This window comes from Streptomyces sp. JNUCC 63 (genome assembly GCF_054366325.1).
On the sequence record NZ_CM135963.1, the window covers coordinates 3,274,792 to 3,298,650 of the forward strand.

Annotated in this window: 19 protein-coding genes and 1 riboswitch; of the genes, 3 read left to right on the top strand and 16 right to left on the bottom strand. The window is 69.7% G+C overall.

The window, feature by feature from the left end; genetic code table 11:
• The first annotated feature begins 354 nt into the window (after positions 1-354).
• A riboswitch (cyclic di-AMP (ydaO/yuaA leader) is annotated at positions 355-545 on the top strand.
• A 3-nt stretch (positions 546-548) separates the two neighbouring features.
• Positions 549-1,043 (top strand): transglycosylase SLT domain-containing protein, encoded by a 495-nt coding sequence (locus ACX25U_RS14860; RefSeq protein ID WP_454392317.1) that lies wholly within the window; start codon positions 549-551, stop codon positions 1,041-1,043.
• Positions 1,044-1,071: 28 nt separating this feature from the next.
• On the opposite strand, the gene ACX25U_RS14865 is transcribed toward ACX25U_RS14860, so the two are convergent.
• Entirely contained in the window at positions 1,072-1,878 is an 807-nt protein-coding gene (locus ACX25U_RS14865; RefSeq protein ID WP_454392319.1) for an HAD family hydrolase, read from the bottom strand.
• Positions 1,879-2,072: 194 nt separating this feature from the next.
• Positions 2,073-3,311: a carboxylate--amine ligase gene (locus ACX25U_RS14870; protein ID WP_454392320.1), complete on the bottom strand. Its 1,239-nt coding sequence runs from the start codon at positions 3,309-3,311 to the stop codon at positions 2,073-2,075.
• Positions 3,312-3,534: 223 nt separating this feature from the next.
• On the opposite strand from ACX25U_RS14870, the gene fahA reads away from it, so the two are divergent.
• Both fahA and ACX25U_RS14880 read left to right on the top strand, forming a co-directional pair.
• A complete protein-coding gene (gene fahA, locus ACX25U_RS14875) occupies positions 3,535-4,746 on the top strand; it encodes a fumarylacetoacetase (RefSeq protein ID WP_454392322.1) in 1,212 nt (403 codons plus the stop codon).
• Between the two features lie 188 nt (positions 4,747-4,934).
• Positions 4,935-5,873, top strand: coding sequence for a M56 family metallopeptidase (locus ACX25U_RS14880; RefSeq protein WP_454394281.1), 939 nt, complete (start codon positions 4,935-4,937; stop codon positions 5,871-5,873).
• 24 nt (positions 5,874-5,897) lie between these two features.
• Here ACX25U_RS14880 and recQ read toward each other — a convergent pair whose 3' ends face one another.
• The 14 genes from recQ to ACX25U_RS14950 all read right to left on the bottom strand — a co-directional run bounded on the left by recQ (position 5,898) and on the right by ACX25U_RS14950 (position 23,854).
• Positions 5,898-7,892 carry a DNA helicase RecQ gene (recQ, locus tag ACX25U_RS14885; protein ID WP_454394283.1) on the bottom strand — a complete coding sequence of 665 codons (1,995 nt, stop codon included), beginning with the start codon at positions 7,890-7,892 and terminating at the stop codon, positions 5,898-5,900.
• Between the two features lie 245 nt (positions 7,893-8,137).
• The gene (gene nuoN, locus ACX25U_RS14890; protein WP_454392323.1) at positions 8,138-9,787 is read right to left on the bottom strand and encodes an NADH-quinone oxidoreductase subunit NuoN; all 1,650 of its coding nucleotides are present in this window, start codon (positions 9,785-9,787) and stop codon (positions 8,138-8,140) included.
• On the bottom strand, positions 9,784-11,397 hold the full coding sequence (locus ACX25U_RS14895) for an NADH-quinone oxidoreductase subunit M (protein WP_454392325.1): 1,614 nt from the start codon (positions 11,395-11,397) through the stop codon (positions 9,784-9,786). Before ACX25U_RS14895 ends, nuoN begins: the two co-directional genes overlap by 4 nt.
• Before the next feature lie 5 nt (positions 11,398-11,402).
• A complete protein-coding gene (nuoL, locus tag ACX25U_RS14900) occupies positions 11,403-13,367 on the bottom strand; it encodes an NADH-quinone oxidoreductase subunit L (RefSeq protein WP_454392327.1) in 1,965 nt (654 codons plus the stop codon).
• A gap of 15 nt (positions 13,368-13,382) precedes the next feature.
• Entirely contained in the window at positions 13,383-13,682 is a 300-nt protein-coding gene (nuoK, locus tag ACX25U_RS14905; RefSeq protein WP_454392329.1) for an NADH-quinone oxidoreductase subunit NuoK, read from the bottom strand.
• On the bottom strand, positions 13,679-14,521 hold the full coding sequence (locus tag ACX25U_RS14910; protein WP_454392331.1) for an NADH-quinone oxidoreductase subunit J: 843 nt from the start codon (positions 14,519-14,521) through the stop codon (positions 13,679-13,681). Before ACX25U_RS14910 ends, nuoK begins: the two co-directional genes overlap by 4 nt.
• Positions 14,518-15,120, bottom strand: coding sequence for an NADH-quinone oxidoreductase subunit NuoI (gene nuoI, locus ACX25U_RS14915; RefSeq protein WP_454392333.1), 603 nt, complete (start codon positions 15,118-15,120; stop codon positions 14,518-14,520). The genes ACX25U_RS14910 and nuoI overlap by 4 nt, the downstream gene beginning before the upstream one ends.
• Positions 15,113-16,477, bottom strand: coding sequence for an NADH-quinone oxidoreductase subunit NuoH (nuoH, locus tag ACX25U_RS14920; protein WP_454392335.1), 1,365 nt, complete (start codon positions 16,475-16,477; stop codon positions 15,113-15,115). Before nuoH ends, nuoI begins: the two co-directional genes overlap by 8 nt.
• Positions 16,474-18,978 carry an NADH-quinone oxidoreductase subunit G gene (locus ACX25U_RS14925; protein ID WP_454392337.1) on the bottom strand — a complete coding sequence of 835 codons (2,505 nt, stop codon included), beginning with the start codon at positions 18,976-18,978 and terminating at the stop codon, positions 16,474-16,476. The genes nuoH and ACX25U_RS14925 overlap by 4 nt, the downstream gene beginning before the upstream one ends.
• A complete protein-coding gene (gene nuoF, locus ACX25U_RS14930; protein WP_454392339.1) occupies positions 18,975-20,321 on the bottom strand; it encodes an NADH-quinone oxidoreductase subunit NuoF in 1,347 nt (448 codons plus the stop codon). Before nuoF ends, ACX25U_RS14925 begins: the two co-directional genes overlap by 4 nt.
• Complete coding sequence (nuoE, locus tag ACX25U_RS14935; RefSeq protein ID WP_454392341.1) at positions 20,318-21,196, bottom strand: NADH-quinone oxidoreductase subunit NuoE; 879 nt, start codon at positions 21,194-21,196, stop codon at positions 20,318-20,320. Before nuoE ends, nuoF begins: the two co-directional genes overlap by 4 nt.
• Positions 21,193-22,524 carry an NADH-quinone oxidoreductase subunit D gene (locus tag ACX25U_RS14940; protein WP_454392343.1) on the bottom strand — a complete coding sequence of 444 codons (1,332 nt, stop codon included), beginning with the start codon at positions 22,522-22,524 and terminating at the stop codon, positions 21,193-21,195. The genes nuoE and ACX25U_RS14940 overlap by 4 nt, the downstream gene beginning before the upstream one ends.
• A complete protein-coding gene (locus tag ACX25U_RS14945) occupies positions 22,521-23,303 on the bottom strand; it encodes an NADH-quinone oxidoreductase subunit C (protein WP_454392344.1) in 783 nt (260 codons plus the stop codon). Before ACX25U_RS14945 ends, ACX25U_RS14940 begins: the two co-directional genes overlap by 4 nt.
• Positions 23,300-23,854: a NuoB/complex I 20 kDa subunit family protein gene (locus ACX25U_RS14950; protein ID WP_007383964.1), complete on the bottom strand. Its 555-nt coding sequence runs from the start codon at positions 23,852-23,854 to the stop codon at positions 23,300-23,302. The genes ACX25U_RS14945 and ACX25U_RS14950 overlap by 4 nt, the downstream gene beginning before the upstream one ends.
• Positions 23,855-23,859: the final 5 nt, after the last annotated feature.

The window sequence follows — 23,859 nt, forward strand, 5'->3', positions numbered from 1 at the left end:
ATCACCCGACGTGACCACCATCACGCGCCTGCCACGCGGCCCATACGGGCACTCACCCGTGCGGCCCGATTCACCCTTATTAGGGTTTCAATTCCTGTTGGTCACAATTGCTCCTCGTGTCGCCAAACCGTGAATTGAGTCACGCCGGCCTCCCTGTCCATTTTCCCCCGGTCGACTTGACTTTCCCTTTGCCTGTACGCCAGTTGAACCTTGACAGACGCAAAGGATCAAGTACCTCATACACCTCAGATCAAGGTCAACCAGGGCGATCCGTGAATCCGGCCCTTGTTCCGGGCATGCGCTCTCGCATACGTTCCCGGCCGACGGGCGGACGCCGAATCCTGCCGCCGCCCGTGAACCCATCGATCGAGTCACTCACGGCAGGAGCGGGGGACCCAGGTAAGTCGCCGGGCCGGGCGTCGTACGTCCTGTGTCGTACGCCGTGCCGGAACGGCTCGGGGTGAAGCCGTGCCCTCAAGGGCGCGGCCGGGCACCTCCCCGCCCGAACCCGACAGCTCACCTCGCAGGCGACGGAGAGGAAATTCCCCATGCCTGCAAAGGGTCAGCGCCACCGTTCCCGCATAGCCCGTGCTGTCCGCACCCTCGCCGTCACCGGCACGGGTGCCGCCGTTCTCGCCGTGCCGCTCCTCGGCGCCACCAGCGCGTCCGCGGCGACCCCGGTCGGCGGCACCACCGTCAAGACGGTCACGGGCATCGGCTACCCGAACAACCTCGACGGCTGGATCCGGGCCTCCCTGGCGATCATGAAGAAGAACGGCATCCCGGGCACCTACAACGGCATCCACCGCAACATCATGCGCGAGTCCTCCGGCAACCCGCGGGCCATCAACCTCTGGGACTCCAACGCGGCCAAGGGGATCCCGTCCAAGGGTCTGTTGCAGGTCATCGACCCGACCTTCAAGGCCTACCACGTCCCGGGCACCTCGTACGACATCTACGACCCGGTCGCGAACATCACCGCCGCCTGCAACTACGCGGCCAAGCGGTACGGCTCGATCGACAAGGTGAACGGCGCCTACTGACGGACACGCGGGCCGGTCCACACTCCGGCTAGTCAAACAATCGTTCGAGGACGACGGCGATGCCGTCGTCCTCGTTCGACAGCGTGACCTCGTCGGCCACCGCCTTGAGCTCCGGGTGGGCGTTGGCCATGGCGACACCCCGGGCGGCCCACTGGAACATGGGGATGTCGTTGGGCATGTCGCCGAAGGCGAGGGCGCTCTCGCGGCCCAGCCCCAGGTGTTCGGCGGCCAGCGCCAGCCCGGTCGCCTTGGTGATGCCGCACGGCTGGAGTTCGACGGTCCCCGGACCCGACATGGTGACCGTGGCCAGGGAGCCCACCACACTGCGCGCCGCCGCCGCCAACTCGTCGTCGGACAGCACGGGATGGCGCAGCAGCACCTTGCTGATGGGCGTACGCCACAGGTCGTCGCGCCGGTCGACCCGTACGGCGGGCAGGGTCGGGTGCGGCATGCGGTACCCCGGCTCGATGAGCGTGAGCCCGTCGACGCCGTCCTGGTCGACGGCGGCGTACACCTCGCCCACCTCGGCCTCGATCTTGCCCAGCGCGGTCTCGGCCGGCTCCCGGTCCAGGGTGACCGACCACAGCAGACGGTCCGTGGCGGCGTCGTAGACCTGTGCGCCCTGACCGCACACCGCGAGCCCCGTGGCGCCCAGGGCATCGAGCAGCGGCCGCACCCTCGGCGCCGGCCGTCCGGTCACCACGAGGTGCCGGGCACCGGCGGCCGCCACCCGCGCGAGCGCGGCGAGGGACCGTTCGGACAGGGTGTCGTCGCCGCGCAGCAGCGTTCCGTCCAGGTCAGTGGCGATGAGGGCGTACGCGAGGGGAGGGGCCATGATCAGAGAATACGGATCCGCCGCCCCGCCGACTCGACGGGAACCGGACGACGGCCACGGGCACGGCTGTTCCGGCCGTCTTCCCCAACTCTCCTTGTCCGGGCGGGCGCTTCGGTGTCCCGGACAGGGAATTTCTTGAATTGTCCAACCGAGCGCCGCCGCAAGGCATTTGAGCAGTCGCAGAGCCGGCTGCCCTAACCGGTCGTGCTGCCGCGGCGGTTGGTCCGCCACAGTTGGTGGAGGTGCTTCGCGCCGGGCCGCACGAAGCGCGCGAGCATCGTGAGGAACGGCAGCGGGTCGTCACCCGCGAACCAGGCCGGCTCCGTCCCGCTCGCCTTCGCCGGCGCGTGCGGCGTCGTATAGCCGCTGCGGCGGTAGGCGAGGAGGGCGGGAAGGTCGATGTTCTCCACGACGTACCGGTGGCCAGCGCGCTGTTCTCCCTCCGGAACGGGGCGACCGGTCAGGTCGAGGTGCATGGCACGCACGACGTCCACCCCCGACTCGTTCTCGAAGAGCCGGAACTGGGCGCCCATGCGCGGGTTGAAGTCGAGGAGCTTGTACTGTCCGTCGCGCCGGTCGAAGCGCAGGTCGAGGTCGATGATGCCGGTGTAGCCGATCTGTTTGATGAAACGCGCGGCGAAGTCGGCGAGTTCCGGGTTGTCGACGACGTACGCGTTCGCCGTCATCCCCGCGTGCGGCGGCCAGGAGCGGACCTTGACGCCGGTGAACATCGCGAGCGGGGTCGAGTCCTGGTCGAAGTAGGCGTGCACGATCCAGTCCTCGGCCTCCTCCCTCGGCAGGTACTCCTGGAGGATCACGCCGGGCCGCTCGCCCCAGTCGCGGGCGAGGGTCAGCAGGCCCTCGCGGGTGGTGATCTTCGTGGTGCCGTTCACCGCGGGGCTGCTGCGCCGTACGAACGCCTCGCGGTTCTTGGCCACCACCGGGAAGCGGGCCTGGTCGGCGAACGCCACGATGTCGTCGTACGACTGCGGGAAGGCGGCCGCGGGGCTGGGGATGCCGTGCTCCACGCACATCTCGTGCAGGCCCTGCTTGCTGGCCAGCCGGCGCGGCAGGTCGGGGGCGACGCGCGGGAAGAGGAAATGGCTCTTGAGTTCGTCCTGGTGTTCGGCGATCAGGACGGCGGCCTCTTCGTCCGTGGGCACCAGGACGGTGGGCCGGCCGATGCGGCGGCCGATCCGCAGCAGGCCCTCCACCAGATGGTCCGCCTCCTCCGTGCCCCGTGTCGGCCAGACGAACGCACGTTTGAGATAGCGGGAGGAGGCTGCGGGCGTGTACGCGTCCTCGGTGATCGCGTACATGGGGATGCCGAGACGGCCCAGGCTGCGGATCGCGCCCACCCCGCCATGGTGCAGCGGATAGTCCCCGAACTTCACGATCAGGCCCGGTACGTCACGGTCGGCCCGGAAAGGCACACTGACGGCATTCCTGGCCACGGGTCCCCCCACGTGTCCCCCCTATGGCGCGGACCCACCCCGTCCGCGCCCCCAAGGACGCTAAGCCGGAATTGACGCCTCCCACAAGACCAATTCGGACATTGCAAACTCTTTAGACACTGCCCAAGAGCGGCAGTGCCCCGTAACGTGTGGCGCGACCACGTGGAAAGTACGTGGACAACGGGAAAGGAAGGCAGTACCCATGCCCCCCTTCGAGGTCCCCGAGGGCGACCCCTTCGGCCCGCACAACCTTCCCTACGGCGTCTTCTCCCGCGCCGGGTCACCGGAGAGGACCGTGGGCGTCCGGCTCGGCGACCACGTGCTCGACGCGGGAGCGGCGGCGCGGGCGCTCGGTTCGCCGTACGCCGCCCTGCTCGCGCGGCCGACCCTGAATCCGCTGCTCGCCGCCGGCCGCACCGCGTGGTCGGACGTGCGGCGCGCGCTGACGGCGTGGGCGACGGTGCCGTCCCACCAGGAGGCGGTCGCGCCGTTCCTGCACCCGCTGTCCTCGGTGACCCTGCACCTGCCCTTCGAGGTCGCGGACTACGTCGACTTCTACGCCTCGGAGAACCACGCCCGCAACGTCGGGCGGATCTTCCGCCCGGACGCCGCGGACTCGCTGACCCCCAACTGGAAGCATCTGCCGATCGGTTACCACGGCCGCTCCGGGACGGTGGTGGTCTCGGACACGGATGTCGTACGCCCCTCGGGCCAGCGGAAGGCTCCGACGGACCCGGCACCGGTGTTCGGCCCGTCGGTCCGGCTGGACATCGAGGCGGAGGTCGGCTTCGTGGTGGGCGTTCCGTCGCGGATGGGGCAGCCGGTGGCGCTGGGCGACTTCCGTGAGCACGTCTTCGGGCTGTGCCTGCTCAACGACTGGTCGGCGCGTGACATCCAGGCCTGGGAGTACGTCCCCCTCGGCCCGTTCCTCGGCAAGTCCTTCGCCACGTCGGTGTCGGCGTGGATCACCCCACTGGACGCGCTGGAGCACGCGCGGGTGGCTCCGCCGGAGCGTACGCACCCGCTGCTGCCCTATCTGGACGACTCCGCGGAGGAACCCGGCGGCTACGACCTGCGGATCTCCGTCGCGATCAACGGTCACGTGGTGTCCGAGCCGCCGTTCTCCACCATGTACTGGACGGCCGCGCAGCAGCTCGCCCACCTGACGGTCAACGGCGCCTCGCTGCGCACGGGCGACCTGTACGGCTCGGGCACGGTGAGCGGACCCATCGAGCGCGAACGCGGCTCACTGCTGGAACTGACCTGGAACGGCCGCGATCCGCTGGAACTCCCGGACGGCAAGCGGACGTTCCTGGAGGACGGGGACGTGGTGACGCTGTCGGCCTGGGCTCCGGGCGCGGGCGGTGCCCGGGTGGGGCTCGGGGAGGTGACGGGGCGGGTCGTGTCGGAGTGACGGAGGTACCTGTGGCTGGTGCGGCGGAGGAATCGGTTGCCGCCGACCCCTGACCCCCGGTACCCGTGGCCGTCATACTGGCGGCAGGCCGTGCGCGCCCGGCGCGCCGGCCGGCCGCACCCCACCACCTCACCACCGCACGACCCCGACACCCGCCCACCTCCGACGAGGATCCGGAGTCCGTGGCAATGACCGTCTGCCTGCTCCTGCTGGGCGCCGTCGCCCTGACGGCCGCCGTGCCGGTCCCCCGCGCGCTGACCCGGGCGGCGTGGTCCGAACGGGAGCCTGTCGTCGCGCTGTGGGTGTGGCAGTGCCTGGTCGCCACGGTTCTGCTGTGCTGCCTCGCCGCTTTGGTGCTGAGCACCGCGGCCGTCTTCCGCACCGTTCACGACCGGGTCTTCGCCCCGGCGCCGCCGGCCGTGACCGCCGCGTACGACCTCTCGGTGGCGCCCGCCTGGACGGCCGGCCTCACCCTGCTGCTGGCCTGCGGCGCCGCCTGGACCACCGCGATGCTCGCCCGCGAACTCGTCGAGGCGCGCCGGCGCCGCGGCCTGGCCCGCGCGCACCTGCGCGAACGCGCTCCCGACCTGCCCGCGGGCCTTCCGGCGGCCCGCGGGCCGCTGCTCGTGCTGGAGGACGAGTACCCCGACGCCCGGTGGATGCCCGGTCACCCGCCGCAGCTCGTCGTCACCACCGGCGCGCTGCGCCGGCTCACCGGCCACCAGCTCGACGCCGTCCTCGCCCATGAGCGCGGCCACGCCCGCGCCCGCCACGACTGGCTGCTGCACCTGTCGACCGCGCTGGCCACCGGCTTCCCGCGCATCCCGCTGTTCGCGCACTTCTGCGACCAGACCCACCGGCTGGTCGAACTGGCCGCCGACGACACGGCCTCCCGCCGCCACGGCCACCTCACCACGGCACTGGCCCTGATCGAGCTCAACCAGCACCGCGGCGTCCTCTCCTGCGCCAGCAGCCACCGTCTGCTGGGCGAGCGGGTGGACCGTCTCCTGGAGCCCCCGCCCCGGCTGGACCGCGGGCGCAGGGCACTGACCACGACGGTGGCGGCCCTGGTGCCCCTGCTCCCGCTGCTGATCACGTTCGCCCCGGGACTGACGGCGCTGGGCTGAGCGGCACACCCGCGAGTGGATCCCCTATATCCAGTCGTCGGGTTCCGGCTCGAGCAGGTCCTCCACCGGTTCCGGCTCGAGCAGGTCCTCCACCGGTTCCGGCTCAGCCGGGCCGGCCGTTCCCGGGCCGGCCGTTCCCGCGCCGGGCGGCCCGCCCAGCGACTCGAGCACCGCGAGCACCCCGTCCCCGTACGTCGCCAGCTTCTTCTCGCCGACGCCGCCGACCGTGCCGAGCTGTGGCACGGATGTCGGCCAGACCGTGACGATCTCCCGCAGTGTGGCGTCGTGGAAGATCACATAGGCCGGGACACCCTGCTCGCGGGCCTGTTCGGCGCGCCAGGCGCGCAGGGCCTCGAAGGCGGGGAGCAGTTCCCCGGGCAGCTCGGCCGCCGCCTTGGGTTTGCGGTCGGCTCGGGCGGCCGACTCCCGTGCAGCCGCCGGTTTCCTCGGCTCCTTGCGCAGCGGCACCTCACGCTCGCGCCGCAGCACCGAGGCGCTGGTGTCGGTCAGCACCAGCGTGCCGTACTCGCCCTCGACCGCGAGCAGGCCCTGTGCCAGCAACTGCCTTACGACACCACGCCATTCGCCCTCGGTGAGCTCCTCGCCGATGCCGAAGACGGACAGCTGGTCGTGGTCGAACTGGATCACCTTGCCGGTGCGCTTGCCGAGCAGGATGTCGATGATCTGCCCCGCACCGAACTTCTGGCCCCGCTCCCGCTTCAGCCGCACCACCGTCGACAGCACCTTCTGGGCCGCGATCGTGCCGTCCCAGGTCTCGGGCGGGGTCAGGCAGGTGTCGCAGTTGCCGCAGCCGGCCGGGTCCGGGTCCTGGCCGAAGTAGACGAGGAGTTGGCCGCGGCGGCACCGGGCCGTCTCGCACAGGGCGAGCATCGCGTCCAGATGGGCCTGGGCCCGGCGGCGGAAGGTCTCGTCGCCCTCGCCGGACTGGATGAGCTTGCGCTGCTGTATGACGTCGTTCAGGCCGTAGGCCATCCAGGCCGTCGAGGGCAGGCCGTCGCGTCCGGCGCGGCCGGTCTCCTGGTAGTAGCCCTCGACCGACTTGGGCAGGTCCAGGTGGGCGACGAACCGTACGTCCGGCTTGTCGATGCCCATGCCGAAGGCGATGGTGGCCACCACGACCAGGCCGTCCTCGCGCAGGAACCGGGACTGGTGCGCGGCGCGGGTGCCCGCGTCCAGGCCGGCGTGATAGGGCACCGCCTCGATGCCGTTGCGGGTGAGGAACTCCGCCGTCTTCTCCACCGAGTTGCGCGACAGGCAGTACACGATGCCCGCGTCGCCCGGGTGCTCCTGACCGAGGAAGGTCAGCAACTGCTTCTTGGGGTCGGCCTTGGGCACGATCCGGTACTGGATGTTGGGCCGGTCGAAGCTCGCCACGAAGTGCCGGGCCTGCGGCATGTTCAGCCGCTGGGTGATCTCCTGATGCGTGGCGCGGGTGGCTGTCGCCGTGAGCGCGATCCGCGGCACGTCCGGCCACTGCTCGCCCAGCAGCGACAGCGCCAGGTAGTCGGGGCGGAAGTCGTGGCCCCACTGGGACACGCAGTGCGCCTCGTCGATGGCGAAGACGGAGATCTTGCCGCGGGAGAGCAGGTCGAGCGTGGCCTCCAGGCGCAGTCGCTCCGGCGCCAGGTAGAGCAGGTCCAGCTCGCCGGCCAGGAACTCCGCCTCGACCACACGCCGCTCGTCGAAGTCCTGCGTGGAGTTGATGAACCCGGCGCGCACGCCCAGCGCCCGCAGCGCGTCCACCTGGTCCTGCATGAGCGCGATCAGCGGCGACACGACGACGCCCGTACCGGGTCTGACCAGGGACGGGATCTGATAGCACAGCGACTTTCCGCCACCGGTGGGCATGAGCACGACGGCATCGCCGCCCGCCACCACATGCTCGATGACCGCTTCCTGCTCGCCCCGGAAGGCCTCGTATCCGAAGACCTGGTGCAGCGTGGCCAGCGCCTCGCTCCGGCTCACTGGCATCTCGGTGACACCGCCCGTCCCACCCATCGTCTCGTCCCCCGTACGTCGTCCTTCAGTCACTGCCCCACGATAGGGGGCGGCACCGACAGCCCCGGAGTTATCCACAGGCTCCGGTCGTCTCACCACCAAACCTCTCGTGGACGAGGAATGGACGAGGAGTGGGCAAGGATCGGTAACCCACGCACGCCGCTGCCCGGCACCCCTCACAGGGGTGCCGGGCAGCCGCGTGTCACGAGGATCGCGGATCGCGGATCGCGGATCGCGGATCGCCCTCAGCGCACGAACACCCCCGCCTGGTTCGCCAGGTCCAGGAAGTACTGCGGCGCCACGCCGAGCACCACCGTGACCGCCACGCCCACGCCGATCGCCGTCATCGTCAGCGGCGACGGGACCGCCACCGTCGGACCCTCCGGTCGTGGCTCGCTGAAGAACATCAGGACGATCACGCGGATGTAGAAGAAGGCGGCGACCGCGGACGAGATCACACCGATCACGACCAGCGGGACCGCGCCACCTTCCGCCGCCGCCTTGAAGACGGCGAACTTCCCCGCGAAGCCCGAGGTCAGCGGGATGCCGGCGAAGGCCAGCAGGAACACCGCGAAAACGGCCGCCACCAGCGGCGAACGGCGGCCGAGCCCCGCCCACTTGGACAGGTGCGTGGCCTCGCCGCCGGCGTCGCGGACCAGGGTGACCACGGCGAAGGCGCCGATCGTCACGAAGGAGTACGCGGCCAGGTAGAACAGGACGGAGGAGACGCCGTCCTTCGAGGTCGCGATGACACCCGCGAGGATGAAGCCGGCGTGGGCGATCGACGAGTACGCCAACAGCCGCTTGATGTCGGTCTGCGTGATCGCGACGATCGCACCGACCAGCATCGTGATGATCGCGACCGCCCACATCACCGGCCGCCAGTCCCAGCGCATGCCCGGCAGGACGACGTAGAGCAGCCGCAGCAGCGCACCGAAGGCCGCCACCTTGGTCGCCGCCGCCATGAACCCGGTGACCGGGGTCGGCGCGCCCTGGTAGACGTCCGGCGTCCACATGTGGAACGGCACCGCGCCCACCTTGAACAACAGCCCCATCACGACCATCGCGGCGCCGATGAGCAGCAGCGCGTCGTTGCCCATGGTGTTGGCCAGCGCCGGGTCGACGTTCGGCACGTTTCCGTCGACGACCTGAGCGATCGTCGCGTACGACACCGAGCCCGCGTACCCGTACAGCAGCGCGATGCCGAACAGGGTGAACGCGGAGGCGAACGCGCCCAGCAGGAAGTACTTGACCGCGGCCTCCTGCGACATGAGCCGCTTGCGGCGGGCCAGCGCGCACAGCAGGTACAGCGGGAGGGACAGGACTTCCAGGGCCACGAACAGGGTCAGCAGGTCGTTGGCCGACGGGAACACCAGCATGCCGGCGACCGCGAAGAGGAGCAGCGGGAAGACCTCGGTGGTGGTGAAACCGGCCTTGACCGCGGCCTTCTCGCTGTCGCTGCCCGGTACGGACGACGCCTGCGCGGCGAAGGAGTCGACCCGGTTGCCGTGCGCGGCCGGATCCAGGCGCCGTTCGGCGAAGGTGAACAGGCCGACCAGGGCCGCCAGCAGGATCGTGCCCTGCAGGAACAGGGAGGGTCCGTCGACGGCGATGGCGCCCATGGCCGCGATGTGCGCCTTGGTGGTGCCGTACCCGTCCGCCGCGAGCGCGACGACCGCGGCGAACGCGGCGCAGAGCGCGACGACGGACACGAACACCTGCGCGTAGTAGCGCGACCTGCGCGGGACGAACGCCTCGATGAGCACCCCGACGATCGCCGCGCCCACGACGATCAGGGTGGGCGACAACTGCCCGTATTCGATCTTCGGCGCGTCGATCTTCGAGATCGGATCGGCCGCGGTTGTCCACAGGCTGTGGACGGCTGCTGCGCTCACTTGGCCGCCTCCACCTCGGGCTTGGGGTCGGTCTTGTGTACGTCGGACATGGTCTGCTTGACCGCCGGGTTGACGATGTCCGTGACGGGCTTGGGATAGACGCCCAGGAAGATCAGCAGGACGATCAGCGGTGCCACGACCACCAGTTCCCGCACCCGCAGGTCCGGCATCGCCGAGACCTCCTTCTTGACCGGGCCGGTCATCGTCCTCTGGTAGAGGACGAGGGTGTACAGCGCGGCGAGCACGATGCCGAAGGTGGCGACGATGCCGACCGCCGGGTAGCGCGTGAACGTGCCGACCAGGACCAGGAACTCACTGACGAAGGGCGCCAGTCCCGGTAGCGACAGGGTGGCGAGGCCGCCGATCAGGAACGTGCCGGCGAGCACCGGAGCGACCTTCTGCACACCGCCGTAGTCGGCGATGAGCCGGGAGCCGCGACGGGAGATCAGGAAGCCGGCGATCAGCATGAGCACGGCCGTCGACAGGCCGTGGTTGACCATGTAGAGCGTCGCCCCGGACTGGCCCTGGCTGGTCATCGCGAAGATGCCCATGATGATGAAGCCGAAGTGCGAGATCGACGCGTACGCGATCAGGCGCTTGATGTCCCGCTGGCCGACCGCCAGCAGCGCACCGTAGATGATGCTGATCAGGGCCAGGACCAGGATGACCGGCGTGGCCCACTTGCTCGCCTCCGGGAACAGCTGGAGGCAGAAGCGGAGCATCGCGAAGGTGCCCACCTTGTCGACCACGGCCGTGATGAGGACGGCGACCGGCGCGGTGGACTCCTGCATGGCGTTGGGCAGCCAGGTGTGCAGCGGCCACAGCGGCGCCTTCACCGCGAAGGCGAAGAAGAAGCCGAGGAACAGCCAGCGTTCGACGTCGGTCGCCATGTGCAGCGAGCCGTTGGCACGGGCCTGCGCGATCTCGGTGAGCGAGAAGCTCCCGGCGACCACGTACAGGCCGATCACCGCGGCCAGCATGATCAGGCCGCCGGCCAGGTTGTAGAGCAGGAACTTCACCGCCGCGTACGACCGCTGCGTCGACGCCGCCTTCTCCCCGTGCTCATGGGCACGGTCCCCGAAGCCGCCGATGAGGAAGTACAGCGGGATCAGCATGGCTTCGAAGAAGATGTAGAAGAGGAAGACATCGGTGGCCTCGAAGGAGATGATCACCATCGCCTCGAGGGCCAGGATCAGGGCGAAGAAGCCCTGCGTCGGCCGCCAGTGATATGGGCGTCCGGTCTCCTTGGGGCCTCCCCTGCTCGAACGAAGTTGAGAGCTTGGGGAAGGGTCGGCGTCGTGCCAGCCCGCCAGCATCACGAACGGGACGAGCAGGGTGGTCAGCCCGATCAGCGCCACCGCGATGCCGTCCACGCCCAGCTCGTACCGGACCCCGAAGGCCGCGATCCAGGAGTGGGACTCGGTGAGCTGGTAACGGGCGCCGCCCGGGTCGAAGCGGACCAGGACGGTGACCGCCAGCGCGAGCGTGCCGAGCGAGACGGCCAGCGCGAGCCACTTGGCGGCGGTGCGCCGGGCGGCCGGCACGGCGGCCGTGGCGATGGCCCCGACGGCCGGGAGTACCGCCGTCGCTGTCAGCAGAGGAAAGGACATCGGTATCAGACCGCCCTCATCAGCAGGGTCGCGGCGACGAGAAGTGCCGCACCGCCGAACATCGAGACCGCGTAGGAACGCGCGAAGCCGTTCTGCAGCCGGCGCATCCGCCCGGACAGGCCGCCGACCGAGGCCGCCGTGCCGTTGACGACGCCGTCGACCAGGGTGTGGTCGAGGTAAACCAGGGACCGCGTGAGGTGCTCGCCGCCGCGGACCAGGACGACGTGGTTGAAGTCGTCCTGGAGCAGGTCGCGCCGGGCGGCCCGGGTGAGCAGCGACCCGCGCGGGGCGACGACCGGGACCGGCTTGCGGCCGTACTGGGCCCAGGCGATGGCCACGCCGATCACCAGGCACACCATGGTCGCCCCGGTGACCGTCAGGGCACTGAGCGGCGAATTGCCCTCACTGTGTCCCGTGACCGGCTCCAGCCAGTTCAGGAAGCGGTCGCCGATGCTGAAGAACGCGCCGCCGAAGACCGACCCGACGGCCAGTACGATCATGGGGATCGTCATGACCTTGGGCGACTCGTGCGGGTGCGGCTCAGCGTGTGCGCCCCGCTCCTCGGCCGCCGGCTCCACGTCGGACTCCGCGGGGGAGGCCGTCGGCCGGTTGCGCCAGCGCTCCTCACCGAAGAACGTCATCAGCATCACGCGCGTCATGTAGAACGCGGTGATGGCCGCGCCCAGCAGGGCCGCGCCGCCGAGGATCCAGCCCTCGGTGCCGCCCTTGGCGAAGGCCGCCTCGATGATCTTGTCCTTGGAGAAGAAGCCGGACAGGCCCGGGAAGCCGATGATGGCGAGATAGCCGAGGCCGAAGGTGATGAAGGTGACCGGCATGTACTTGCGCAGGCCACCGTACTTGCGCATGTCGACCTCGTCGTTCATGCCGTGCATGACCGAACCGGCGCCGAGGAACAACCCGGCCTTGAAGAAGCCGTGCGTCACCAGGTGCATGATCGCGAAGACGTAGCCGATGGGGCCGAGGCCTGCGGCCAGCACCATGTAGCCGATCTGCGACATGGTCGAGCCGGCCAGTGCCTTCTTGATGTCGTCCTTCGCGCAACCGACGATCGCACCGAACAAGAGCGTGACCGCGCCGACGACAGTGACCACGAGCTGCGCGTTCGGCGCCGCGTTGAAGATCGCCGCGGAGCGGACGATGAGGTAGACGCCCGCCGTCACCATGGTCGCGGCGTGGATGAGGGCCGAGACCGGGGTCGGGCCCTCCATCGCGTCCCCGAGCCAGGACTGCAGCGGCACCTGGGCGGACTTGCCGCAGGCGGCGAGCAGCAGCAGCAGGGCGATCGCGGTGAGCTTGCCCTCGGTGGCGCCGCCCGCGAGACCGGGTTCGGCGTGGGTGCCGAGCAGCGGCCCGAAGGCGAAGGTTCCGAACGTCAGGAACATCAGCATGATCGCGATCGACAGGCCCATGTCGCCGACCCGGTTGACCAGGAAGGCCTTCTTCGCGGCCGTGGCCGCGCTGGGCTTGTGCTGCCAGAAGCCGATCAGCAGGTAGGAGGCGAGACCGACGCCCTCCCAGCCGAAGTACAGCAGCAGGTAGTTGTCGGCGAGGACGAGCAGCAGCATCGCCGCGAGGAACAGGTTGAGGTAGCCGAAGAAGCGGCGGCGCCGCTCGTCGTGCTCCATGTACCCGACCGAGTACAGGTGGATCAGCGAGCCGACGCCGGTGATCAGCAGTACGAACGTCATCGACAACTGGTCGAGCCGGAACGTGACGTCCGCCTGGAAGCCGGCCACCGGGATCCAGCTGAACAGGTGCTGGGTCATGGTCCGCTGTCCGGCGTCCTTGCCGAGCAGGTCGGCGAAGAGGACCAGGCCGATCACGAAGGAGACGGCCGCGAGCAGCGTGCCGATCCAGTGGCCGACGGCGTCGAGGCGTCGGCCGCCGACCAGGAGGACGGCCGCTCCGAGCAGGGGCGCCGCGATCAGCAGCGCAATCAGGTTCTCCACGATTCTTCCGACCCCTTACAGCTTCATCAGGCTGGCGTCGTCGACCGAGGCCGAGTGGCGGGAACGGAACAGCGACACGATGATCGCGAGCCCGACCACGACCTCCGCTGCGGCGACGACCATCGTGAAGAACGCGATGATCTGGCCGTCGAGGTTGCCGTGCAACCGGGAGAAGGCGACGAGCGCGAGGTTGCAGGCGTTCAGCATCAGCTCGATGCACATGAAGATCACGATGGCGTTGCGCCGGATCAGCACGCCGGTGGCGCCGATCGTGAACAACAGGGCGGCGAGATAGATGTAGTTGACGGGATTCACTTCGACGCCTCCTCGGGCCGCTTGAAGGCCGTCGGCTCGATCTCGGTGCGCTCCAGGCGCTCCTCGGCGCGCTGCTCCAGGGCCCTCAGATCGTTGAGCGCCTCCGCGGAGACGTCCCGGATCTGGCCGCGCTCGCGCAGCGTCTTGCTGACGGTGAGCTCGGACGGGGTGCCGTCGGGCAGCAGGCCGGCGATGTCCACGGCGTTGTGGCGGGCGTACACGCCGGGTGCCGGCAGCGGCGGTACGTGCGTCCCCTCGCGCACGCGCTGCTCGGACAGCTCGCGCTGGGTCCGGGCCCGCTCGGTGCGCTGGCGGTGGGTGAGCACCATGGCGCCGAGGGTGGCTGTGATGAGCAGGGCGCCGGTGAGTTCGAAGGCGAACACGTACCGGGTGAAGATGAGGGAGGCCAGGCCCTCCACGTTGCCGTTCGCGTTCGCCCTGCCGGTGCCGTTGAAGTCCTTGAGGGAGGCGTGGGCGATGCCCGCGAAGAGCAGGATGCCGAAGCCGAGCCCGCACAGGAGGGCCAGCCAGCGCTGGCCCTTGATGGTTTCCTTCAGGGAGTCCGCGGCGGTCACACCGACGAGCATCACCACGAACAGGAACAGCATCATGATCGCGCCGGTGTAGACGACGATCTGCACGATGCCCAGGAAGTAGGCGCCGTTGGCGAGGTAGAACACCGCCAAGACGATCATGGTGGCGGCCAGGCACAGCGCGCTGTGCACGGTCCTCTTCATGAAGACGGTGCACAGGGCGCCGATCACCGCGACGGTGCCGAGGACCCAGAACTGGAAGGCCTCTCCGGTGGAGGTGGAGTAGGCGGCGAGCTGAGCGCTCATGCGTCCACCTCCTTCTCTTCCTGCTTCTCCCCCTTGGAGACGGCGGCCTGGCGCACCGTGCCGGGCGCGGCCTCCGTCACCAGGCCCCGGTAGTAGTCCTGCTCGTCGGTCCCCGGGTAGATGGCGTGCGGCGTGTCGACCATGCCCTCTTCGAGACCGGCGAGCAGTTGCTCCTTGGTGTAGATGAGGTTGGCGCGGCTGGAGTCGGCCAGTTCGAACTCGTTGGTCATCGTCAGCGCGCGCGTGGGGCACGCCTCGATGCACAGGCCGCACAGGATGCAGCGGGCGTAGTTGATCTGGTAGACGCGGCCGTACCGCTCGCCCGGCGAGTAGCGCTCCTCGTCGGTGTTGTCGGCGCCCTCCACGTAGATGGCGTCGGCGGGGCAGGCCCAGGCGCACAGCTCACAGCCGACGCACTTCTCCAGACCGTCCGGATGGCGGTTGAGCTGGTGCCGTCCGTGGAAGCGCGGAGCGGTGGTCTTCTTCTGCTCCGGGTACTGCTCGGTCAGCCGCTTCTTGAACATGGCCTTGAAGGTCACGCCGAAGCCGGCCACGGGGTTCAGGAAACCGGGCTTGGTCTCCTTGGGTTCCTCAGCCATCGGACGCCTCCTTTCCATCCAGAGATCCGTCACTGTCAGTATCGGACCCGCCACTGACAATCAACTCGCGCTCGCGGCGCGGGCGGCGCCGCGGCACCGGCGGCAGTTCCTGCCCCGGCAGCGGCGGTACGGGGAATCCGCCGGCCATCGGGTCGAAGCCGACGGGCTGAGCGGCGGGCTTCTCGGCGCCCTTGGCCCGCTCGCGGAACATGTCGGCGACGAAGGACAGGACCAGCACGGTCAGCACAGCACCGCCGACGTACAGGGCGATGTCGACGAAGTCGTAGTTCTCGTTGCGCAGCACCCGCACGGTCGCGACGAGCATCAGCCAGGCCACGGAGACCGGGATGAGCACCTTCCAGCCGAGCTTCATCAGCTGGTCGTAGCGGACCCGTGGGAGCGTGCCGCGCAGCCAGATGAAGAAGAACAGCAGCAGCTGGACCTTGATCACGAACCAGAGCAGCGGCCACCAGCCGTGGTTGGCGCCCTCCCAGAAGGTGCTGATCGGCCAGGGGGCCCGCCAGCCGCCCAGGAACAGCGTGGTCGCCACCGCCGAGACCGTCACCATGTTCACGTACTCGGCGAGCATGAACATCGCGAACTTGATCGACGAGTACTCGGTGTTGAAGCCGCCGACCAGGTCGCCCTCGGACTCCGGCATGTCGAACGGGGCGCGGTTGGTCTCGCCGACCATCGTGACGATGTAGAGGATGAAGGAGACCGGCAGCAGCAGGATGTACCAGCGGTCGTGCTGCTGTTCGACGATCGCCGACGTCGACATCGACCCCGAGTACAGGAACACGGAGGCGAACGCGGCGCCCATGGCGATCTCGTAGGAGATCATCTGCGCGCAGGACCGCAGGCCGCCGAGGAGCGGGTAGGTGGATCCGGAGCTCCAGCCGGCCAGCACGATGCCGTAGATGCCGACGGAGGCGACCGCGAGGATGTAGAGCATCGCGATCGGCAGGTCGGTCAGCTGCATCGTGGTGCGGTGGCCGAAGATCGAGATCTCGTTGCCGGCCGGCCCGAAGGGGATCACCGCGATCGCCATGAAGGCCGGGATGGCCGCGACGATCGGCGCGAGGACGTAGACCACCTTGTCCGCGCGCTTGACGACGACGTCCTCCTTGAGCATCAGCTTCACGCCGTCGGCCAGCGACTGGAGCATGCCCCAGGGGCCGTTCCGGTTGGGGCCGATGCGCAGCTGCATCCAGGCGACGACCTTGCGCTCCCAGACGATGGAGAACAGCACGGTCACCATCAGGAAGGCGAAGCAGAACACCGCCTTGACGACGACCAGCCACCACGGATCGGTGCCGAACATCGAAAGGTTCTCAGCGGCGAGGTACGGGCTCATGCCTCCACCTCCTTGGGGGCCTCGGTCGAGGGCGTCGCCGGGCCGATGCGGACGAGGGAGCCGGGCAGCGCCCCGGTGTCGGAGGCGACACCCCCGCCGACGGAGTTCAGCGGGAGCCACACCACCCGGTCGGGCATCTCGGTGATCTCCAGAGGGAGTTCGACCGATCCGGCGGGGCCGGTCACGGCGAGCAGGTCGCCGTCCTCGACGCCCGCCTCGGCGGCCGTGGCGGACGACACGCGTGCGCGTGCGGCATGCCGGGTGCCGGCGAGCGCCTCGTCGCCCTCCTGCAGGACGCCGTGGTCGAGCAGCAGCCGGTGCCCGGCGAGCACGGCCTCCCCGGCGGCGGGCCGGGGCAGTACGGCCGTGCTCCCCTGCGGGTCGTCGGCGCGCGGCCCGGTCCAGGCGCCCAGCCGGTCCAGCTCCGCGCGCACGGTCCGCAGGTCCGGCAGCCCCAGGTGTACGTCCATGGCGTCGGCCAGCATCTGCAGGACGCGCGCGTCGGTGGGCGCCAGGGTGCGGGTCATCTGGTCGGGCTTGAGCGCGGCCTCGAAGACGCGGACCCTGCCCTCCCAGTTGAGGAAGGAGCCGGCCTTCTCGGCGACGGCGGCGACGGGGAGGACCACGTCCGCGTGTTCGGTGGCCTCGCTGGGCCGCAGTTCCAGCGACACCACGAAACCCGCCTCGGACAGTGCCTCACGCGCGCGTGCCGGATCGGGCAGGTCGGCGACCTCCACGCCGGCGACGACCAGCGCCTGCAGCTGGCCTCCCGCCGCGGCCTCGATGATCTGTCCGGTGTCGCGGCCGTAGCGGTGCGGGAGTTCGGCGACGCCCCAGAGCGCGGCGACCTCCTCCCGCGCGCGCGGGTCGGTGGCCGGGCGCCCGCCCGGCAGCAGCGACGGCAGCGCGCCGGCCTCGACGGCACCGCGCTCGCCCGCCCGGCGCGGGATCCACACCAGCTGGGCGCCGGTGGCGGACGCGGCCCGTACGGCGGCGGTCGGACCGCCGACGACTCCCGCGAGCCGTTCGCCGGCGACGATGACCGCGCCCTCGGCGCGCAGCGCCTGGGCGGCCTCGGCGCCCTGGTCCTCCAGGCCGACACCGCTCGCGAGCGCGTCCAGCCACTCGTTCTCGGTGCCGGGCGCGGCCGGCAGCAGCGTGCCGCCCGCCTTCTTCAGGCCCCGCGTGGCGTGCGTGGCCAGCGCGAACACCTTCTGCCCGTGCCCCCGCCAGGCCTTGCGGAGCCTGAGGAAGACGCCGGGTGCCTCCTCCTCGGACTCGAACCCGACGAGCAGGACGGCGGGCGCCTTCTCCAGGGAGGTGTAGGTGACACCGCTGCCGTCCAGGTCCCGGCCGCGTCCGGCGATCCGGGCGGCCAGGAAGTCGGCCTCCTCGCCGCTGTGCACGCGCGCGCGGAAGTCGATGTCGTTGGTGTCGAGGGCCACGCGCGCGAACTTGCTGTAGGCGTAGGCGTCCTCGACGGTGAGCCGGCCGCCGGTGAGCACACCGGTCCGCCCGCGCGAGGCGAGCAGGCCCTGGGCGGCGATCTCCAGTGCCTCCGGCCAGGACGCCGGCACCAGCTCGCCCTCGGGGTTGCGCACCAGGGGCGTCGTGAGCCGGTCCTTCATCTGCGCGTACCGGAACGCGAAGCGCCCCTTGTCGCAGATCCACTCCTCGTTGACCTCGGGGTCGTTGTCGGCGAGCCGCCGCATGACCTTGCCGCGCCGGTGGTCGGTGCGGGTGGCGCAACCGCCCGCGCAGTGCTCGCACACCGACGGTGAGGAGACGAGGTCGAAGGGGCGGGAGCGGAACCGGTACGCCGCCGAGGTGAGGGCGCCGACCGGGCAGATCTGGATGGTGTTGCCGGAGAAGTACGACTCGAAGGGGTCGCCCTCGCCGGTGCCGACCTGCTGCAGCGCGCCCCGCTCGATCAGGTCGATCATCGGGTCGCCCGCGATCTGGTTGGAGAACCGGGTGCAGCGGGCGCACAGCACGCACCGCTCGCGGTCGAGCAGCACCTGCGTGGAGATCGGGACGGGCTTCTCGTACGTCCGCTTCTTCCCGTCGAAGCGGGAGTCGGCGTTGCCGTGCGACATGGCCTGGTTCTGCAGCGGGCACTCGCCGCCCTTGTCGCAGACCGGGCAGTCCAGCGGGTGGTTGATGAGCAGCAGCTCCATCACACCCTTCTGGGCCTTCTCGGCGACCGGCGAGGTGAGATGAGTCCTGACGACCATCCCGTCCGTACAGGTGATCGTGCAGGACGCCATCGGCTTGCGCTGGCCCTCGACCTCGACGATGCACTGCCGGCAGGCGCCGGCCGGGTCGAGCAGGGGGTGGTCGCAGAACCGGGGGATCTCGATGCCGAGCTGTTCGGCGGCCCGGATGACCAGGGTGCCCTTGGGCACGCTGACCTCGATCCCGTCGATCGTCAGCGTCACGAGATCTTCCGGCGGGACCGCCGCTTCTCCCCCGCCCGCGGGAGCGTTGGTGGTCACGGTCATGCGTTCACCTCCGTGCGGTCGGCCCAGGCCGTGGACTTGGCCGGGTCGAAGGGGCAGCCCCGGCCCGTGATGTGCTGCTCGTACTCCTCGCGGAAGTACTTCAGGGAGGAGAAGATCGGGGAGGCGGAGCCGTCGCCGAGGGCGCAGAAGGACTTGCCGTTGACGTTGTCGGCGATGTCGTTCAGCTTGTCGAGGTCGGACATGACGCCCTTGCCGGCCTCGATGTCCCGCAGCAACTGCACCATCCAGTACGTCCCTTCGCGGCACGGCGTGCACTTGCCGCAGGACTCGTGGGCGTAGAACTCGGTCCACCGGGTCACGGCCCGCACCACGCACGTCGTCTCGTCGAAGCACTGCAGGGCCTTGGTGCCGAGCATGGACCCCGCGGCGCCCACTCCCTCGTAGTCGAGCGGGACGTCGAGGTGCTCGTCGGTGAACATCGGCGTCGAGGAGCCGCCCGGCGTCCAGAACTTCAGCCGGTGCCCGGGGCGCATGCCGCCGCTCATGTCGAACAGCTGACGCAGCGTGATGCCGAGCGGGGCCTCGTACTGGCCGGGGTTCGCGACATGGCCGCTGAGCGAGTAGAGCGTGAAGCCCGGGGACTTCTCGCTGCCCATCGACCTGAACCATTCCTTGCCGTTTTTCAGGATCGCGGGAACCGACGCGATCGACTCGACGTTGTTCACCACAGTCGGGCACGCGTAGAGGCCCGCGACAGCGGGGAAGGGGGGACGGAGCCGCGGTTGACCACGGCGGCCTTCGAGCGAGTCCAGCAGCGCGGTCTCCTCACCGCAGATGTACGCGCCCGCGCCCGCGTGCACGGTGAGGTCGAGGTCGAGGCCGCTGCCCAGGATGTTCTTGCCGAGGTAGCCGGCCGCGTAGGCCTCGCGCACGGCCGAGTGCAACCGCCGCAGTACGGGGACGACTTCACCACGCAGATAGATGAAGGCATGCGACGACCTGATGGCGTAGCACGCGATCACAATGCCCTCGATGAGGCTGTGCGGGTTCGCGAAGAGGAGCGGGATGTCCTTGCAGGTTCCAGGCTCCGATTCGTCGGCGTTGACAACTAGATAGTGCGGTTTTCCATCACCCTGGGGAATGAACTGCCATTTCATTCCCGTCGGGAATCCCGCGCCGCCGCGCCCGCGCAGACCGGAGTCCTTGACGTACGCGATCACGTCGTCCGGCGACATGGCGAGCGCCTTGCGGAGCCCCTCGTATCCCTCGTGCCTTCGGTACACGTCCAGCGTCCAGGACCTGTCCTCGTCCCAGAAGGCCGACAGCACGGGTACGAGCAGCTTCTCGGGGCTGCTCTCGTTGATCTCGGGTGCCAACGTCATCCCTCCCCCTCCTCTCCGACAGGTCCCGCCGGATGGGACGGATCGGATGCCGATGTGTCCTGCGGCGCGTCGTGCGAGCTCAGGTGCTCGGTCGGCGACGGCTGGTGCACGGCGGTGTCCCGCGGCCCGGCGTCGTCCGGTCCGCCGTCGCGCGGGTGGACCACGCGCGCGGGTGCGGCCTCTCCCTTGGCCAGGCGGAGGCCCACCAGTGAGGCGTGTCCCGCACTGCCGCCGGCCTCCGTCGCCCCTTCGCGCTCGTCGGGGAAGCCCGCCAGGATCCGGGCGGTCTCCTTGAAGGTGCACAGCGGCGCACCGCGCGTGGGCGTCACCGGCCGTCCCGCGCGGAGGTCGTCGGCCAGGCGCTTGACGCTCGCCGGGGTCTGGTTGTCGAAGAACTCCCAGTTGACCATCACGACCGGCGCGTAGTCGCAGGCCGCGTTGCACTCGATGTGCTCCAGGGTGACCTTGCCGTCGTCGGTGGTCTCGCCGTTGCCGACGCCGAGGTGCTCCTGGAGCGCCTCGAAGATGGCGTCGCCGCCCATCACGGCACACAGGGTGTTGGTGCAGACGCCCACCTGGTAGTCACCGGACGGCTTGCGCCGGTACATCGTGTAGAAGGTGGCGACCGCGGTGACCTCGGCCGTGGTCAGGCCGAGCACGTCCGCGCAGAACCGCATCCCGGTGCGCGTGACGTGCCCCTCCTCCGACTGCACCAGGTGCAGCAGCGGCAGCAGGGCCGACCGGGAGTCCGGGTAGCGGGCGATGATCTCGCGCGCGTCCCGCTCGAGCCGGGTGCGGACGTCGTCCGGGTAGTCGGGCGCGGGCAGTTCGGGCATGCCCAGGCTGACGCCCCGCTCCGAAGAACTGGTGGTCACCGGTCGACGCCTCCCATCACGGGGTCGATGGACGCGACGGCGACGATGACGTCGGCGACCTGGCCGCCCTCGCACATCGCCGCCATCGCCTGCAGGTTGGTGAAGGACGGGTCACGGAAGTGGACCCGGTAGGGGCGGGTGCCGCCGTCGGAGACGACGTGCACCCCGAGTTCGCCCTTGGGCGACTCGACCGCCGCGTACGCCTGTCCCGGCGGAACGCGGAAACCCTCGGTGACCAGCTTGAAGTGGTGGATCAGGGCCTCCATGGAGGTGCCCATGATCTTCTTGATGTGGTCGAGGGAGTTGCCCAGTCCGTCCGGTCCCAGGGCGAGCTGGGCGGGCCAGGCGATCTTCTTGTCGGCGACCATGACCGGGCCCGGCTGCAGCCGGTCCAGGCACTGCTCGACGATCCTGAGCGACTGGCGCATCTCCTCCAGGCGGATCAGGAAGCGGCCGTAGGAGTCGCAGGTGTCGGCGGTCGGGATGTCGAAGTCGTACGTCTCGTAGCCGCAGTAGGGCTGCGCCTTGCGCAGGTCGTGCGGCAGGCCGGTGGAGCGCAGGATCGGGCCGGTGGCGCCGAGGGCCATGCAGCCGGCCAGGTCGAGGTAGCCGACGTCCTGCATACGGGCCTTGAAGACGGGGTTCCCGGTGGCGAGCTTGTCGTACTCCGGGAGGTTCTTCTTCATCTTCTTCACGAACTCGCGGATCTGGTCCACCGCGCCGGGCGGCAGGTCCTGGGCGAGTCCGCCGGGCCGGATGTACGCGTGGTTCATCCGCAGGCCCGTGATGAGCTCGTAGATGTCGAGAATCATTTCACGATCACGGAATCCGTAGATCATGATCGTGGTGGCGCCGAGCTCCATGCCGCCGGTGGCGATGCACACCAGGTGGGAGGAGAGCCGGTTCAGCTCCATCAGGAGCACTCGGATGATCTTGGCGCGCTCGGTGATCTGGTCCTCGATGCCGAGGAGTTTCTCGACGGCGAGACAGTAGGCGGTCTCGTTGAAGAAGGACGTCAGGTAGTCCATGCGCGTGACGAAGGTGGTGCCCTGCGTCCACGTGCGGAACTCGAGGTTCTTCTCGATACCGGTGTGCAGATAGCCGATGCCGCAGCGGGCCTCGGTGACCGTCTCGCCGTCGATCTCCAGGATCAGGCGCAGCACCCCGTGGGTGGAGGGATGCTGGGGACCCATGTTGACGACGATGCGTTCGTCGTCGGCGCGGGCCGCGGACCGGGCGACCTCGTCCCAGTCGCCACCGGTGACCGTGTAGACCGTGCCCTCGGTGGTCTCGCGTGCGGAGGCTGACGACGGGGTGTGTGTGCTCATGAGTACGACCTCCGCTGGTCCGGAGCCGGGATCTGGGCGCCCTTGTACTCGACGGGGATGCCGCCGAGGGGGTAGTCCTTGCGCTGCGGATGCCCCTGCCAGTCGTCCGGCATCATGATCCGCGTCAGGGCCGGGTGACCGTCGAAGACAAGCCCGAAGAAGTCGTAGGTCTCGCGCTCGTGCCAGTCGTTCGTCGGATAGACGGAGACCAGCGACGGGATGCGCGGGTCGCTGTCGGGGGCGCTGACCTCGAGGCGGATCAGCCGGTTGTGGGTGATCGAGCGCAGGTGGTAGACGGCGTGCAGCTCGCGGCCCTTGTCGTTCGGATAGTGGACGCCGTTGACACCGGTGCACAGCTCGAAGCGCAGGGCCGGGTCGTCGCGCAGGGTGCGGGCGACGCGGACCAGGTGCTCGCGCTCGATGTGGAAGGTGAGCTCGCCGCGGTCGACGACCGTCTTCTCGATCGCGTTCTCCGGCAGGAGACCCTGCTCCTCCAGCGCGCCCTCGAGTTCGTCGGCGACCTCGTCGAACCACCCGCCGTAGGGCCGGCTCGCCGGTCCCGGGAGCCGGACGGAGCGGACCAGGCCGCCGTAGCCGGAGGTGTCGCCGCCGTTGTTGGCGCCGAACATGCCGCGCTGGACGCGGATCTCCTCGCCGCCCTGGCCGCGCTGACCGGGGAGGTTGTCGACGGCGAGGTCCTTTTCGGGGTTGACCCCGTTCGTGGACCCGTTCGCGGAGCCGTTCGCTCCGTTCACGCCCTTGCCGTTGGCGTCACTCATCGCAGCAGCCCCTTCATCTCGATCGTGGGCAGGGCCTTGAGCGCCGCCTCCTCCGCCTCGCGGGCCGCCTCCTCGGCGTTCACGCCGAGCTTGGAGGACTGGATCTTCTGGTGGAGCTTGAGGATCGCGTCCATCAGCATCTCGGGCCGCGGCGGGCAGCCCGGCAGATAGATGTCGACGGGGACGATGTGGTCGACGCCCTGGACGATCGCGTAGTTGTTGAACATGCCGCCCGAGGAGGCGCAGACACCCATGGAGATCACCCACTTGGGGTTGGGCATCTGGTCGTAGACCTGCCGGAGGACCGGCGCCATCTTCTGGCTGACCCGGCCGGCCACGATCATCAGGTCCGCCTGGCGGGGCGAACCGCGGAAGACCTCCATGCCGAAGCGCGCCAGGTCGTAGCGGCCGGCGCCGGTGGTCATCATCTCGATCGCGCAGCAGGCGAGGCCGAAGGTGGCCGGGAAGACGGACGCCTTGCGCACCCAGCCCGCGGCCTGCTCGACGGTGGTCAGCAGGAAACCGCTCGGCAGCTTTTCTTCGAGTCCCATGTCGT